We start from the raw sequence: 14651 nt of genomic DNA on the forward strand, positions 1-14651 counted from the left end.
TGAGCGGAAGATAACCGTTCAAGTCTGAATGGCAAATGAATGGGAGGACGGATTGAAACGGAAACGCATTTTCGCGGCCGAAAAATCAGCCGAGGCGCTTGTTCGCCTTCACCCGACCGTAGATCGCGATGAGGCCACCCAGCGCACCGGAAAGCGATACCAGATTTGCGGCAATATCGCCCTGGGTCGAAGTATCCACGTGAACACCACCCATTTGGGCAACAGAAGCCAGAATTGCAATCAATGCACCCCACACGGTGCGGGACTGATACCACAGTTTCAGATCATCCATTTTCGTCTCCTTCTTCACAAAATAAAGGTTTTCGTGGCGGCGAGCCCTTGGGCCACGCTCCAGCCAAGCTGGCGCACGCGCAGCGTCAGTTCGCTCTGCTCCATGCCGAAATCGGCAAGCTCATCTGCCATTGCATAGAAAAATCCGGGCTCATCCGCTTCTGCGCGGCGCACCACGTTTCCGCCGGACATTACCTCCACGAGGTAGCGCTCTTCCGGCTCGTCGAGCGGTATTTCGTAGGCCGCCCAATTATCGGCGTCCTCGCGCCCGCGCCGTACCCAATAAAACCGGGTTCCGCCACTTTCACGAAACGCTTTCAGATGGACCGGCGCAAGCGGCGTTTGCGCCCGCACCCCGCCTGTGAACGGCATCCGTTCGGATTGCTGATCACCCGCCTCACCATACCAGTTGAGCGCCAGACCGGCCTCGCTCTGGTCAAGCCCCAGCGACTTCACCGCCTCGTCCAGCAGCACGACGGGCGCGCCCTCCAGTGCGCCAGCCACCATCGCATCCTCGGTTCCGCCCTGCCCGCGGATCAATCCGGTCAAGCGCCAGGAACCGCTTTCCACCTGCTCGGCATTGATAAAGCTTACGACTTCCCAAACCCCCGTCGATGATTGCACCGCCAGCCGGTTCTTGCCGTTCAGCACCTGCACCTCTTCTGCGGCGGAAAAGCCACCGGAGGTCACTTGCACATTGAGCGCCTGCGCATGGTCGATGCGGCTTGCGACCCCCGGCTCCAGAGCGGTTTTCAAAACGCCGATCACCGCCGGCGTCCTCAGCGTCACGCGCGCGGCATAGCCTTCATCGGTCGCACTGGAAAGCAGCGTCAATGCGCGCCAGGGCGCAACAAAGGCCGCCGCACAGGCAAAGTCCACCGCATTGCCGGTGCCGAGCTTCGGCAGGTCCATCAGGTGAATAACAGGGTCGAACGCCGCCGAAGCCTGTTGGCTTTCAATGCGCCTTGAGACCGCCTCATAGGTGCTCACGGCATGCGACGGCGTATATTCACCGGCCTCCACCACACGGCTTTCGCCATCCTCAATGCGTGAGACGAGAAACGTACCGTCCAGTTCGGCCATGTTCAGCGTATCGCCCGGTTCCAGCTCCAGCGCTGTCGGCGGCAGACGAAAGCTGATCGAGCGCCGTTGCACCCGGTGGTCGCGCAACAGTTCCTCGGCTGCTGCCGCTGCCGTCGGTTCGGCCAACGCGCCATTCAGCGCCACCCGCAATATCCGGTCGCTGGCCGCACTCACCTTGCGCGAACGCGCCACCGCACGGTCATAGCCTCCCGCCTCGTCGTAATGGTCCAGAATTGCCTGTCCTGATAAATCGCTCTCCTGCGCCCGCTTTTCCTGCCAAAGCGGCTCGTCTTCGATGTCCGCCACCACATCGATCACTTGAGCTGAAAGCGAACGCTTTGATCTTGAAAAGAAGGTCAACACACCCGCGCGCTCAGCAACGCCAATCTGGAAAGCCTCCATGATCGGCTGCAGCAGTTCACGCGCCGATGTCACATCGCCCTGCACATAGCCGGTCAGGTCACCACTCACGCCGTTGACGTCGAAATCTGCGAACCCATGATCCTTGAGGATCGCGGCAATAATTTCCGCCTGCGTACCCGCGCCCAACCGCCCGTTCAGCCAATGGCCCTTGTGCCAGTTCACGCCGTCGGCAAAGAGGCTTGTATTTTCCGGAAAAGCCGGTGATGGCCGGGCGTCCCATGTCCATAGAAAGACATGACCCGGATCGACCATTCCGGCGGGTGCCGCCGTCGACGTCCACCAGCCAAGATGTGCGTCCAGAAACCGGCGTTGCTGGCTGTCGTTTCGTGCACCGCCCGAAAAATAGGGATAAGCGCTTTCCGATGATTTCGCATCGACAAACACGTTCGGCTGGTTGGCACCGCGATCGATCGCCGGGCAGCCGAGTTCCATGAACCAGATCGGTTTCGCGCGGGCCGTCCATGCCGTCGGCGCTGACGCTTCCACCCCGCCCACGCGGTTATAGTGCCGGTTGGACCACCAGCCTTCGATATCCTTGTACCGGTAGACCCACGGTTTACCCGCCAATCCATCGGTAATCGCGCTGCGCAACCGGCTTTCGCGGTCGGCGGCACTGGCATAATACCAGTCAAACCCCTCACCCGACGTGATCGCTGCCTGCAGTCCTGCCACATCGTCGGCAGCCGTCATGCCGTCGGGATTGGCCGCGCTCAGGTCATCATCCCGCCAATCGGCAAGCGGCATATAATTGTCGATGCCGACCGCATCGATGTGGCTGCTGGCCCAGAGCGGATCGAGGTTGAACCACACCTCGCCGGACCCGTCCTGAGGCTGATATCCAAAATATTCGCTCCAATCGGCGGCATAGGTCACCGCGGTTCCGGACCCCAGAACCGCTCTCACATCGCCCGCCAGCCGCACCAGCCCCTCCACGAAAGGAAAGGCATTTGCCGCATCGCGAATACGCGTCAGCCCACGCAGTTCCGATCCGATCAGGAAACCTTCCACACCTCCAGCCACTGCCGCCAGTTTCGCGTAATGCAGCATCATCCTGCGATAGCTCTTTTCAGCCCCGGAGTAGTTCACCTCCGTCCCGTTGGTGTTGAAGTCGCCGGGTGCCGCACTTCCCAAAAATGCCTCCACCTGTGCGCGGGCGTCAGCGCTCTTGTCCGTGCTGCCCGCAATCCCTGCTGCCGGATGACAGGTTATGCGCCCGCGCCAGGGATAGGTCGCCTGCTCGCCAGCGCCATATGGATCAGTTTTTCCGTTTCCCGCCGGCACATCCATCAGAATGAAGGGATGCAAAAACACTTTCAGCCCACGCGCCTTCAGGTCGCGTATTGCGGCGACAACGCTTGCATCGCTTGGTGTTCCGCCATAGGCGGCAGCGCCATTGCTGCGCGATACAAGATAGGCACCGCCGCGCTCCACGCCACTCACCCGCCAGGGGCTTGATTCATTGCTGCGTGTAGGCACTTCCACTCCGGGTTGCACGGTACACACCCCTACCCGCAGATCGTCACCAAACCAGCTGACGATGAGCGTCACCCGCTCCAGGTTCGGGCAGAGCGCCTGCAATTCATCAAGCGAAGCGGTCCAATCGGAATAGGCGTAGGAAACATTGCGGTTGATGATCCGCTGTTCACCGGCGCTCAGTGTCTCTGTCACCCGCTCGGGATGATAGCCATGTTCGGTCGCACCGGGAATGAGCGTGATCGCACGCACGTTTTTCTCCAGCGCGCCGATCGCCCGCACCACTTCAAACTCCAGAACGGGAATGCGGTTGCCATAGGCTTCCAGCGGCAGCCGCTCGAACACCACATAGGCAAGCCCCCTGTAAGCAGGCGTGTTGCCCGCCCCCTGTTTAGCCTCAATCAACGGGTCGGCCTCCTGGCTCTCCGTGCCGCGATAAAGCCGCATGGTGATGCCGGAAAGATCGATTTCCTGACCGTCCGCCCACACCCGCCGCACCGCCGCAATCGGTCCCTCGCAGAGGCCGAGGGCAAAATTGGCATAGTAGTAATATTTCTGCGTCTCCACCGTGGTGGTGGAACGCGATCCCCCTTTGCCGCCACCACCGCCGGTGCTGCGCTCCACCGTCACCTGCTCTTCAAAGCGAGTCGCCCAGAACAGCGTGCCGCCGATCCGCGCCGTGCCATAGACCCGCGTCATGGCTATGCCTTCATCCGCACCTGGAATACGCGCGGTCGACAGTTGGCTTCCGGTCACAACCTTTGTCGTGCTCTTGCCGAAAAGCTGCCGGTCCATGGCCGAACCGACAAGCGCACCTGCCGCGCGGCCAACGATAGCCCCAACGGGTCCGAAAACGCTGCCAAGCGCAGCACCCGCCGCCTGCAAAACAATCGTTGCCATTCAGGCCCCCTCGGTTTTCATTTCATTGATCTCGGGAAAACGAAACACATGCGCCAGACGCCTTCGCCATGCCGGCACCAGCGGGGAAGAAACAACGCCTGAATGTTCCCAGGCGTGAATGAAACGCCCGCCCTCCGCCAGAATGCCCGCATGTTTTGCCGGATATCCGTCGCGCCAGCGAAACAGCAGAAGATCGCCCGGCTGCATGTTTTCCCTCGGCTCCACCGGCAGCAAATGCCGCTTAGCCGCTTCGTGCAGCCTGTCCTTGCCGCTTCTTTCGGCCCAGTCGGGCGCGTAGTTGCCCGGGCTCTCCGGCTCTTCACCATAGATTTCCCGCCAAAGCCCGCGCACAAGGCCTAAACAATCGCAGCCAACGCCGCGCCGTGATCCTTGATGCCTGTAGGGCGTGCCGATCCATTCGTGTGCTGCTGCCAGCACCCGTTCGTTTGCCGTCTTTGCCATCTGGGTTCACCCAAACAGAGGACTGCCGTCGTGTGCGCTTGCACCGCTGGCATAGGAATAGGCGAAGTCCGATCCCGGCATATGCGGGAAGCCGCGAAAGTTCGCCGCGTTGGCAAACTTGGCCTTGCAGGTCGCAAAGCGCTTGTCGCACCCGGCAACGACGGAGAATGTATCACCAGCCTGCGGCGCTTTCGGCAGCGGCAGCCAGAAGCCCAGCGTCACGCTGTCTGCTCCTTTCGTGTGCGCGCCAATGTCGACCTTGGTTGCGGCCAGCGCCCCGCTTGTAAAAGTCAGCACGCCGAAGCGCAGAAAGCCATCATCAAAGGCTTCAAGCCCGGAGACTGTCGCCTGTGTCGCGCTTGCAGAAACGATTGCACCAGTGCGCGAAAAGCGTTCCTGGGCAAGATCGATCCCGCATTGCGGACTGCCCAGTTCCGTGTCGCAGCCGCGCGCATAAACGCGTCCCTGTGGCTGATCCAGCCTTGCTGCAATCCCGCGCAATTCGGCCTGAAAATGGTCTGCCGTTCGTGTCACCTCGCCGATCTCGCGCACCGCTTCGAGGACATATTGGCTCGGCTCGGCCCAGTTGACGACAAAGACCTCCACCTTGGCCCCGTCGTAGAGCCCCAGCATCAGGTCCTCTTCGGAAATGGCCTGCGAGGAAAACGCACCGGCGACCTCGCCATTGGCGGCCGCCATTCCGGTTGCCGCCTCCGCGTCGCTTGCCTGAAAGCCGCTGGCTGCGAAAAAGGTCGTTTCGTCAAATGTCAGGTCGCCATCATGTTCGGTAAAGCCCAACACCGTGCCGTCTCTGCGCGTCACGCGCCAGGCGCGGCAGGTGGTCGTCACGCCGCCATCCAGATGCGCTTTCAATGCCGCCGGTATCTTTCTCATGGCAAGATCTCCATCAAGGGAATGGTTGGTATGCGCCCGGCATTGAAGGCCTGCAGGTCGATATCGATCCGGCTGACGGCAAAGCGCACCGGCACATCAAATTCAAAACCCGCCGTAATCGTGGCTCCCGCCGCCGGTGCCGCATTCAGTGTCACGATACCGGTCGATGCATCGAGCGCGAAGCCGCTCGTCTCCACGCCGCCGACGGCCATCTTCACCGATCCCTCCACTGGCTTGGCGATTTCACGCACCTTGCTGCCACCGGCGTCTGCATAGGTCTTGATCAGCTGAAAAGCCGTCTTCACGCCATCGCCGGTGCCGATCACCTGATCGGCAGCGCTCACCGTCGCCAGTGGCGCACAACTCTTGTTGTCGACCGGATCGCGAAACCGAAACCCGTAAAGCTCGCCCGAGCGCGCCTCGAAAAACGCGAGCACCTCATAAAGATCGCTCACCGAGCGCACACCCGAACCGGCATCATAAACCCGGCGCGAATTCTTCCACCGCGCATTGCGCGCCTCGCGCCCGTTGGAAAGATTGACAATATCCGTCCGCCTCTCCGGCCCACCACTGACGCCCAGCGCCAGCCGCAACGGAAAGCGAACCTCGTGAAATGAGGTCATCTTGGATTTCCTGTTTCGTTAGATGGAGGTGCCTTATACACCCCGTTGCCCACGCCCCACGGCGCGGGCCAGCATCGCCGAAATCTGCGCTTCCGACTTCCGGAAACTCGCCGCGTCCGTTGCCTGCACATTAAAGACGATCTGGCTGCCGCCGCCTGCACTGTTCATCGCAACGCCCAGTTTGCCGTCGGCACCGCGTTTCAGGGGCATCACCGCTTCGGTTCCGGCTTCGCCCATCAGGCCTACGTCGCCGCCCATCGGAAAGAAGGTCGGAGACGAAACAACACCGCCCGCGGCAAACGGCTGCACCCGCCCTGGTACGCCGCCATTGGCAAAGCCCAACAGGCTGGGCAGACTGGAGGCAACCGATGAAACCGAACTCGTCAGCAGATTTTCGAGCGGCTTCAAGCCGGCGCTCAGCGAAATCTCGCTCACGCGCAGTGCCAGCCCGCGCAACACATCCTCCAGCCCCTTGCCATCGCTTGCCGCCGACTTCAGCGCGCCCGTGAGCGCTGCCCCGAAAGAGCGCGACCGCGCCTCCAGATCAGAGAGCACATCGTTCAGCTCGCCCGTATCCACATCGATCCCGACCGAGAGATTTCCGTCTGTCATGGTTCACTCCGTTGGTTGCCGCAATTTCGTCTCTCCCCTTGTGGGAGAGAAAGCAAAATCTTGGGCTTAGCAAAGCTAAGTCTTAGATTTTGCAAGTGAGGGGTGCAGCGCCTGAGCGAACATCCCCTCACCAGTGATTTCTAACACTTAGCCCTTGGCTAAGATGTTGAAATCACGTCCTCTCCCACAAGGGGCGAGGACACCATCACCGTCATCCGGATACCGCGCCATCAGTTCCGCCAGCGGCAGCGCCACCTTCGGCATGGCCCCGCCTGTCATGGCGTGAAATTCGCGCGGGCTCATCGCCCAGAATGTTTTCGGGTCCAGCCGCAGCAGGCAGAGACCGGCATGGATCACATGCGCCCAGGGAAATGGCTCAGGCCCTGCCGTCTTAACACCTGCTGCGGCTTTCAAGGGCGGCCGGTGGGTGTCTCCGCTGCACCGCCGAAGGCAGACATCAGGAGCTCGGCCACGATCCTGGCCGCACCTGCAATGCCGCCCTCGATTTCCATCAAGGCCACGTCTTCATCGGAAAACAGGTTGCCGCCGCCACGCAACCCCGCTCCGATGATGCGGATCATGTCATCGGCTTTCAATTTGCCGGAGGAAAAGCGGGCTGCCAGATCGTTCAGGTTTTCAGCCGCAAAAGCCGTTTCCAGTTCCGCCAGTCCGCCGAGCGTCAGGCAGAGCACCCGCCGTTCGCCCCCGATCACGGCCTCCACTTCGCCGCGGCGTTTGTTTGCCCGCCCGCTCATCAGGCCGCACCGAAGGTGAGTTCACCGGCCGATTCCAGCGCCAGTTCAAACAGCACTTCGCCATTATACTGGCCGGAATATTCCAGCGCCGTGATCTGGAAAGGTCCACTCACCGTCCCGAAATCCGGCACGATCACCTGCCAGTTGAAAATACTGCCGTTGAAAAATGCCGCCCGCACCAGCTCATCGGAGGATTGATCCTTGAAAATCCCTGAACCCGAAAGTGACGCCCGTTGCACACTGGCCCCTTCCAGCAGTTCGCGCCAGCGCCCCGCACTTTCGGCATCCGTCACATCCACCTGGGCTGCGTTGAATGCCAGTTTGCGCGATCTGAGCCCGGCCACCGTTACAAAGGCCGAACTGTTCTCATCATAGATCTTCAAAAGAAGATCACGCCCCTTCTGCGCCACCATGGTTTATCCTTTCGCACCATAAAAAAAAGCGCCCACGATGGGGCGCTTGAGCTTGGTTGTGATCGAAGGGCTTGCGTTTGACACACCGCGTCAGACGCGGCTTCAGCCTTCTCACACACAATCGTTGTTATTTTTTCTTTCCGGCCGCTTTTCCAAGCGTCCGGTCGCTTTCGCAGATTTCAAAAATCCTGATGTGCCTTATTGCTGCTTCTCGCCGGGGTCTTTCCCGTCGGAGCTTTCCGAACGTTCCTCCACGCGGTCAGCTCCCTTGGCGAGGTCGGAGCCTTTTTGCGCTTCCACGCGCTCCTCTTCCGCGCGCGTTTCCTGGCGATAACGTTCGGCAGAGTCCTTGCCCTTTTCAGTCGGGGCGTTTTCGGTAGCCATGGTTCCTGCTCCTCTCAGTTGACCGATTGAACAACGAAGCGGAGAGGGCTTTGTTCCCTGACCCCTTCGAGCAGGCCCCCTTCAACGCGATCCAGCGCCCCTATGCCACCACCGCCCGAAAGGTCATCTCCGCAACATGCAGCCGCGTTTTCGTCTCGCGCCGAATGCGCGTCTTGCGGTGATAGAGGCTGATCAGCGAAAAACCGTCGGCCAGGACCAGGCCCGCATCATCGAGCACAGCACGCACCTGCCCGGCGATGGACTGCACTTCGGCATGGCCCGCACCCGCCGACCAGGCTTCCAGCGTCAGCAGAATTTCCTGCATCCCGTCACCATCGGCACCAATGTCGCTTGCCGTCATCTCGCGGATCAGCACATAGGGCATATCCGTCTTGGTTAGCTGCCGGTCATGCACGCCGTCCGCGCCGATCATCGCGCTCAGTCCGCCATCGCTTGCCAGTGCCGCATAGACGGCTTGCTGCAGCGCGCTTTCCGCCGAACTCATCGCGGCTTCTCCTTTTTCTCACTCTGGCGCTCATCTTGCGCCTTCGCGCCACGCGCCTCCTCCGCCAGCCGCCGCAAGGCCTCTGTCAGATCACTCAAGGTCACATTCACCGAAATGTTCATGGCCGCCCCTCTTCGCAGAGACACACGAGATAACGCCGCGTTTCGTCGGGGTCGCGCAGCGCGCGGATATCGAAAACCCGCGCCCCTTTGCGCAGCCGCATGCCGGTCTCGATATCGGCGCGGTGACGTATCCATATACGATGCGTCAGCAGGCCGCGTTCCTGCCCCGCCACCTCATCCGGTGTCATCGACACCGGCTCGATGCGCGCCCATAGCGCCCCGATACTCACCCAGGTGAGGCTCGCGCCGCCCTGCCCGTCGGACACACCAACGGCCTTTTCCAGCTCCAGCCGCGCCGTCATCTGGCCGGGATCAAAAAACAGCACCGGCATGGTCACAGTCTCACCGTGCGATAGGGCGAGATCAGCCGTTCATAGCCTGCGGGTACCGCCGCGGGCTGCATGTCGGCGCTCACCGCCCCGCGCAGTTCATACATCAGCGCCACATGCATCAGCATGGCGCGCTTCAGTGCGTCCGGCACATCGGTTGCCGCATCGCCGAAGCCCGCCAGAAAATCGATCTCGATCCCGTTCAACGCCCGCCCCGGCAGCGGCTGACTTTCCAGGAAAAACCGCGCAGGCTCGGATGCCGCATCCAGCACATGCCCGTCGAGTGACACGTCTTCGCCAACCCCGTCACCATCATAAACGGTGACGCTTTCAACCAGCTGCAGCGGCCCTTTGGCAATCTCGATCATCCCGTTCCACGGCCAGCGATCCAGATAGAGCCGCCAGCCTTGCGTGATCAGGCAAAGCCCCGTTGACGCTTCCAGATGTTGCCGCGCCGCCGCAATCAGGGCCGCCAGCAGATCATCCTCATCGGACCCATCAAGACGCAAATGCGCCTTCACATCGGCAAGGGTCAGCGGCTCTGCCGCCGGTGGTGTCACAAGCGCATAGGTCATGAATTTCTCCGAAAATGTGCAATTGAGATGCGGCGTCCGCCGGGGAGGAAAACGGACGCCGCCTTGTCCTTCGCCCCGCCTGCGGGGAAAAGGAGCCCGAAGGGCGGATGAGGGGCGTTCACGCCCCTTCCCCCGTCATGGTCGGGCCTGACCCGACCATCCAAACGCAAACCTGCGCGTGGATCCTCGGGTCAAGCCCGAGGATGACCGAGGGACGTCATCAGCTCGCCGCAAATTTCACAAGCTTGATCGCCTCGAAATTCTGCACGCCGCCGCCCACGCGCTTGGTCGTGTAGAACAGCACATAGGGTTTGGCGGAGTAGGGATCGCGCAACACCTGCACGCCGGTGCGGTCGACAACCAGATAGCCGGAGCGGAAATCGCCCACCGCAATCGAGTAGCTGCCTGCGCCCACATCCGGCATGTCTTCAGCCTCCATCACCGGATAGCCCATCAGGCTTGCAGCCTGGCCGGGACCGCTCGGCGGCAGCCAGAGGTAATTGCCGTCAGCATCCTTGAACTTGCGGATCTGCCCCTGCGTCTGACGGTTCATCAGGATCGTCGCGTTTTGCCGATAACCCGCCTTCAACGCATAGATCGCTTCAATCAGCGTGTCGCTTGGCCCACTTGCGGCAAAGGCACCGGACGCACCGGTTGCCACATATCCGAGCTTGCCCCAGCTCCAGCTGTCATCGGCAACGGTCGTGTAGGAGAGAATGCCGGTCGGCTTGTTGGTGCCGTCACCATTGATGAAGGCTGCCCCTTCCTGTTCGGCAAAGGCGATATCCACCTCGCCGGCAATCCAGGCTTCGATATCAACCGCCGAGTCCTCAAGCAGCGTCGGCGTTGCCGCCGGCATGGCGTAAAGCTCCATCACGGGGAAGGAGAGTTCGGCGAGCTGCGGCGTTGCGGTCTGCGCCCGCGCACCCGTCTCAGCCACCCAGCCGGTCGACATGCCATCCACCGCAAAGGGCTTTTTCAGCACATTCGAAGAGACCTGCCGCACCGTTGCCAGAGCCCGTACCGGCGAAATCGCCGCCAGCCTGCGGCCAATCTCGCTGTCCACTTCATCCGGCACCGTATAGCCGCCATCGGCCCCTGTGCCTGCAGACAGCGCCTTGGCCTCGATCTCTTTCAGCCCGCTCTCGTCGCCACGGCGGATGTAGTTCTCGAAGGCCTGCTTGTGCTCGATTGCGTCAATCGCATGCACGGACGAGCGGCCGAGCGCCGGTCGCGCCTTCTTCAGCGCCAGATGGTCCAGCACACGCTTCTGCTCATCCATCGCCTTGTTGATGCGTTCCAGCTTTTCATCCGTCAGCGCATCCGCGCTCATCTTCTTCGAAAGCTCTTCCAGGCGACGGTCATTCGTCTCCTTGAACGTCTCAAACGCGCTCATGAATTCATCGAACGCCGCATTCATCGTTTCCGGCACAGCCTTGATCTCCGGGGCAGCCGTCATCGTTTCTTCAGTCATTACCTCTTCCTTTTCTGGACATGAAAAAGGGGCCGCAAACACGACCCCTCCAAAACCCGGCAGCCCCAGCCACCGGAAACCTTATCGTCCCATCGTCTATCCGTGGCGAGAGGACGGCGGCGTCTCACCCGCCTGGTCTTCTCCCCAAGGGGAGAAGACCCCACCCTCAACCTTTCATCATCTGCGCCGCCGCCTTCATCTTGCGCACCAGCGCCCATTCCGCGCTCGCCGCCTCGCCCGCCCGGCCATATTCCTTCACCTCGCTCACCCGCGCCACCGGCAGCATGGGAAAGGTCACCACGGAAATCTCCCAGAGGTCGGCCTCCAAAATATGGCGCACGCCGGTCCTGGCATCCTTTTTCGAGCGCACCGTCTGGAACCCGATGGAAAGCCCGTCCAGCGCCCCGGAGCGCATCAGGCTCAACACCTCGTCAGCCTTGGCCACGCCTTGAGAGAGCTTGCCCTCCACATAAAGCCCGCGCGCATCCTCGCGGATTTTCGTCCAGCGTCCCAGCGGTGCGGCCGGGTCATGCTGAAACAGCATGCGCACGCCACCTGCACCCCGGCTCTTCAGCGAGCGGGCAAAAGCCCCCGGCGCAATCACATCCTTGCCCAGGTCCACCTCGCCGAATACACTCGCATAACCGGCAAACACCCCGGTCTCGCTCAGCCCCTTCAGGTCGAGCCCGATAAATTTCACCTCGTCCGCCGCAACCATCCGTTCCATCGCATCCTCTTTTCTCAGGCAACAAAAAACCCGGCGCGATGGCCGGGTTTTGAAACACCGAATTGTTCTTCTGGAGCACATCTACATCGAAGCCGCTTCCGGTAGCTCCCGCCCTTCGCTTTCGCTCATGACCTCCCGCAACAGCTGACGCAATGTTTCCGGGTGGCGATCAATCAACAACAAATAAGCACGATCACTCCCGAGCGGCCGGTAGCGGTTCTGCTCCCAGTCACGTATCTGGCTTACCGTGAAGCCGAACTCCGAAGCGAAGTCGTCCTGAGTCAGCCGTAGCTTGGCTCTAATTGCCTTCACGTCAATTTCGGCAGGAATGTAAGCTTTTGCCGGTTTGACATTGCCCTTTGCAATTTCTCTTGCCTGCAGAGCCGATTTTATAAGTCTGTTTCCTGCGTCACTCATGTTCCTGTCTCCGCTAACTGAGCAATCTTCTCGCGCACACCGTTCCGATAATCCTCAGCTATGCCACCCAAAATCTCTCTCAGCTCATTTCGTTCCCGCTTGGACAAATTAATCTTTTCGCCTTTTGCGAAAATATCCAGCAGAAACACGGGAATATCGTCACCTGCGTAATAGCTGACGACGCGATACCCGCCACTTTTTCCCTTGTTGACCATCGGTACACGCCATTTACGCGCTCCGCCTGTGCCGGGTATCAGGTCTCCGATCAGCGGATTCTCCGATATCTTTTGGACGATATTGTGCGCCTCTGCCTCAGAGAGTCCGAGACGCTTGACAGACCGCACATACTCATCCGTCTGAAGCACGCAAAACATGCGCAATCCTCAACTACGTGTAACACGTAGCTATTAAACACAGTTTAACAAGACCATCAATAGAAGATATTCTTATTACCGCCCCCACTTCTCCGCCAGCCGGGCAAGCACGCCAAGCCCCCACCAGGCCGTCAGGCTTGCGAGCGCCGATCCGGCAAGCGTGATTTCACCTGCGGAAAGTTCGCCTGCCAGATGCATGCGCTCGGCACCCCAGAGGCCAACCGGCCCGCCGAAGATCAGCCCGCAGACCAGTCCGGTCATGAAACGCGACGCCGCCTCGCGGCGACCTTTGGGAAGCATGTAGATCAGCGACACCGCAGCGCCTGCGCATGCGCCCACGGCGCGCGGCAGCCACAGGTCCTGCGTCTCGGAGAAGTAAGCCATTCTTAATCTCTCAACCTTATCATTCACCTTTCGGCGCCAGGCGTGTCTTAAACGCCCTGGCGGGACTTTCCCAAACCTTCCGTTGCGTCAGGGATTGATCGAAAGCTGATTCTTTTGAATCGCTTGGGCGAATGTCTTCAAAAGCCGATTCAACGACTTCACAAAACGATTCAAAAAAAGCTTCCAGATTGAGTCTCAAAACGCGTGCAAGCCGCTGTTTTTGCAATTGATTGTGACCATTGCAGTGATACCTTAAAAAACGCCCACTTGATTCATCTGCGCTGGACAAGCCTTTGAAAAAGATTCCAAATTGGCGCCTTCAAAGGAGTTCCCATTGCATGACTGATTTTCCCGTCTTCGATCTCGGCGCATTCGAATCCGCAGACCCCGCCGAACGCGCCAAACACGCTGCCGAACTCGACCGCATCTGCCGCGAAACCGGCTTTCTCGCCATTGCCAATCATGGTGTCGATCCACAGACCATTTCCAATCTCACATCCGCGGCGCGCGCCTTCTTCGACCGCTCACCTGAGGAGAAGCACAAGGTCGCGCCGCCCTATCCTGGTTACCCCTATGGCTATCTTGGTCCCGGCACCGAGGCGCTCGCCAAATCACGCAATGCCGCCTCCCCGCCGGACCTGAAGGAAAGCTTCAATGGTGGTCCGCTCAAGCGCCCGCCGGGCATGGATGATCCAGAAGCTTTGGCCTTCTGCTTTGCCGATAATCTCTGGCCCGAAAACGCGCCGGAATTCCGCGACGCCTGGCAGGCCTATTACCGCGCGATGACCGATCTCGCTTCCCGCATCATGCGCGCCTTTGCCGAGGCGCTCGATCTCGAAACCACTTTCTTCGATCCCTTCATCCAATATCCGGTCAGCGCCATGCGCGCGCTCAATTATCCTGAGCTTGAGGTTGCCCCGCCCGAGGGCCAGCTGCGCGCCGGTGCGCATTCAGACTATGGCAGCCTCACCATTCTGCTGCCCGATGCCGGGTCGCGCGGGCTTGAGATTTTCACGCCCGAAGGCACCTGGCGCGAGGTGCCGCCGGTTGATGGTGCCTTCGTCATCAATATCGGTGACCTGATGGCGCGTTGGACCAATGATCGCTGGGTCTCCACCCTCCACCGGGTCGTCAATGTTGCGCCCGAACTCGGTGGCCTCAAGCGCCGCCAGTCGATTGCCTTTTTCCACCAGCCCGACTGGCACGCCGAAATCGCCACCCTGCCCTCATGCCTTGCAGAGGGTGAGGTCTCCAAATACGAGCCGGTGCTGTCCGGCCCCTATCTCATGAGCAAATTCAAAAGCACGGTGATGTAAAGACCCCAAAAGGTCCCCTCTCCCCGCGTGCGGGGAGAGGGCTAGGGTGAGGGGCGATCACCGCAGCCACGCCTGCCATCAAAACAGCCGAAGTCGCTTTGCCCCTCATCCGCCC

21 protein-coding genes are annotated in these 14651 nt (G+C 60.6%); 1 reads left to right on the forward strand and 20 read right to left on the reverse strand.

Features of this window, described 5'->3' with window-relative positions:
* Window positions 1-85 precede the first annotated feature (85 nt).
* From NHF56_RS10685 to NHF56_RS10775, 20 genes are all read right to left on the reverse strand, one after another.
* Window positions 86-292 (reverse strand): hypothetical protein, encoded by a 207-nt coding sequence (locus NHF56_RS10685; protein ID WP_252804148.1) that lies wholly within the window; start codon window positions 290-292, stop codon window positions 86-88.
* Between the two features lie 14 nt (window positions 293-306).
* Window positions 307-4170, reverse strand: a complete 3864-nt coding sequence (locus NHF56_RS10690; RefSeq protein WP_252804150.1) for a glycoside hydrolase/phage tail family protein — start codon at window positions 4168-4170, stop codon at window positions 307-309.
* Entirely contained in the window at window positions 4171-4632 is a 462-nt protein-coding gene (locus tag NHF56_RS10695) for an NlpC/P60 family protein (RefSeq protein ID WP_252804151.1), read from the reverse strand.
* A gap of 6 nt (window positions 4633-4638) precedes the next feature.
* Window positions 4639-5526 (reverse strand): DUF2163 domain-containing protein, encoded by an 888-nt coding sequence (locus tag NHF56_RS10700; RefSeq protein WP_252804153.1) that lies wholly within the window; start codon window positions 5524-5526, stop codon window positions 4639-4641.
* Window positions 5523-6149: a DUF2460 domain-containing protein gene (locus NHF56_RS10705; RefSeq protein WP_252804155.1), complete on the reverse strand. Its 627-nt coding sequence runs from the start codon at window positions 6147-6149 to the stop codon at window positions 5523-5525. The genes NHF56_RS10700 and NHF56_RS10705 overlap by 4 nt, the downstream gene beginning before the upstream one ends.
* A 33-nt stretch (window positions 6150-6182) precedes the next feature.
* Window positions 6183-6761 (reverse strand): phage tail tape measure protein, encoded by a 579-nt coding sequence (locus NHF56_RS10710; protein WP_252804157.1) that lies wholly within the window; start codon window positions 6759-6761, stop codon window positions 6183-6185.
* Window positions 6762-6908: 147 nt separating this feature from the next.
* The gene (locus NHF56_RS10715) at window positions 6909-7175 is read right to left on the reverse strand and encodes a rcc01693 family protein (RefSeq protein ID WP_252804158.1); all 267 of its coding nucleotides are present in this window, start codon (window positions 7173-7175) and stop codon (window positions 6909-6911) included.
* The gene (locus NHF56_RS10720) at window positions 7172-7516 is read right to left on the reverse strand and encodes a gene transfer agent family protein (RefSeq protein ID WP_252804160.1); all 345 of its coding nucleotides are present in this window, start codon (window positions 7514-7516) and stop codon (window positions 7172-7174) included. Before NHF56_RS10720 ends, NHF56_RS10715 begins: the two co-directional genes overlap by 4 nt.
* Window positions 7516-7929, reverse strand: a complete 414-nt coding sequence (locus tag NHF56_RS10725; protein WP_252804162.1) for a phage major tail protein, TP901-1 family — start codon at window positions 7927-7929, stop codon at window positions 7516-7518. Before NHF56_RS10725 ends, NHF56_RS10720 begins: the two co-directional genes overlap by 1 nt.
* 198 nt (window positions 7930-8127) lie before the next feature.
* Window positions 8128-8313: a hypothetical protein gene (locus tag NHF56_RS10730; protein ID WP_252804163.1), complete on the reverse strand. Its 186-nt coding sequence runs from the start codon at window positions 8311-8313 to the stop codon at window positions 8128-8130.
* Between the two features lie 100 nt (window positions 8314-8413).
* Window positions 8414-8818: a DUF3168 domain-containing protein gene (locus NHF56_RS10735; protein WP_252804165.1), complete on the reverse strand. Its 405-nt coding sequence runs from the start codon at window positions 8816-8818 to the stop codon at window positions 8414-8416.
* A complete protein-coding gene (locus NHF56_RS20890) occupies window positions 8815-8940 on the reverse strand; it encodes a hypothetical protein (protein ID WP_256995395.1) in 126 nt (41 codons plus the stop codon). Before NHF56_RS20890 ends, NHF56_RS10735 begins: the two co-directional genes overlap by 4 nt.
* Window positions 8937-9272 carry a phage head closure protein gene (locus NHF56_RS10740; RefSeq protein WP_252804167.1) on the reverse strand — a complete coding sequence of 112 codons (336 nt, stop codon included), beginning with the start codon at window positions 9270-9272 and terminating at the stop codon, window positions 8937-8939. The genes NHF56_RS20890 and NHF56_RS10740 overlap by 4 nt, the downstream gene beginning before the upstream one ends.
* A 2-nt stretch (window positions 9273-9274) precedes the next feature.
* Entirely contained in the window at window positions 9275-9844 is a 570-nt protein-coding gene (locus tag NHF56_RS10745; RefSeq protein ID WP_252804169.1) for a head-tail connector protein, read from the reverse strand.
* A gap of 220 nt (window positions 9845-10064) precedes the next feature.
* Window positions 10065-11318, reverse strand: coding sequence for a phage major capsid protein (locus NHF56_RS10750; protein WP_252804170.1), 1254 nt, complete (start codon window positions 11316-11318; stop codon window positions 10065-10067).
* Between the two features lie 166 nt (window positions 11319-11484).
* On the reverse strand, window positions 11485-12045 hold the full coding sequence (locus NHF56_RS10755) for an HK97 family phage prohead protease (RefSeq protein WP_252804172.1): 561 nt from the start codon (window positions 12043-12045) through the stop codon (window positions 11485-11487).
* A gap of 81 nt (window positions 12046-12126) precedes the next feature.
* The gene (locus tag NHF56_RS10760) at window positions 12127-12462 is read right to left on the reverse strand and encodes a DNA-binding transcriptional regulator (RefSeq protein WP_252804174.1); all 336 of its coding nucleotides are present in this window, start codon (window positions 12460-12462) and stop codon (window positions 12127-12129) included.
* Window positions 12459-12836, reverse strand: a complete 378-nt coding sequence (locus NHF56_RS10765; protein ID WP_252804176.1) for a type II toxin-antitoxin system RelE/ParE family toxin — start codon at window positions 12834-12836, stop codon at window positions 12459-12461. Before NHF56_RS10765 ends, NHF56_RS10760 begins: the two co-directional genes overlap by 4 nt.
* A 75-nt stretch (window positions 12837-12911) precedes the next feature.
* The gene (locus NHF56_RS10770) at window positions 12912-13220 is read right to left on the reverse strand and encodes a DUF6107 family protein (protein ID WP_252804178.1); all 309 of its coding nucleotides are present in this window, start codon (window positions 13218-13220) and stop codon (window positions 12912-12914) included.
* Between the two features lie 19 nt (window positions 13221-13239).
* Window positions 13240-13509: a hypothetical protein gene (locus tag NHF56_RS10775; RefSeq protein WP_252804180.1), complete on the reverse strand. Its 270-nt coding sequence runs from the start codon at window positions 13507-13509 to the stop codon at window positions 13240-13242.
* Window positions 13510-13558: 49 nt separating this feature from the next.
* Between NHF56_RS10775 and NHF56_RS10780 the strand changes: the two genes are divergently transcribed.
* Window positions 13559-14536, forward strand: coding sequence for an isopenicillin N synthase family oxygenase (locus NHF56_RS10780; protein ID WP_252804182.1), 978 nt, complete (start codon window positions 13559-13561; stop codon window positions 14534-14536).
* The last annotated feature ends 115 nt before the right edge of the window (window positions 14537-14651 follow it).

Source organism: Rhizobium sp. L1K21, from assembly GCF_024055895.1.
Lineage (GTDB): Bacteria > Pseudomonadota > Alphaproteobacteria > Rhizobiales > Rhizobiaceae > Ensifer_A.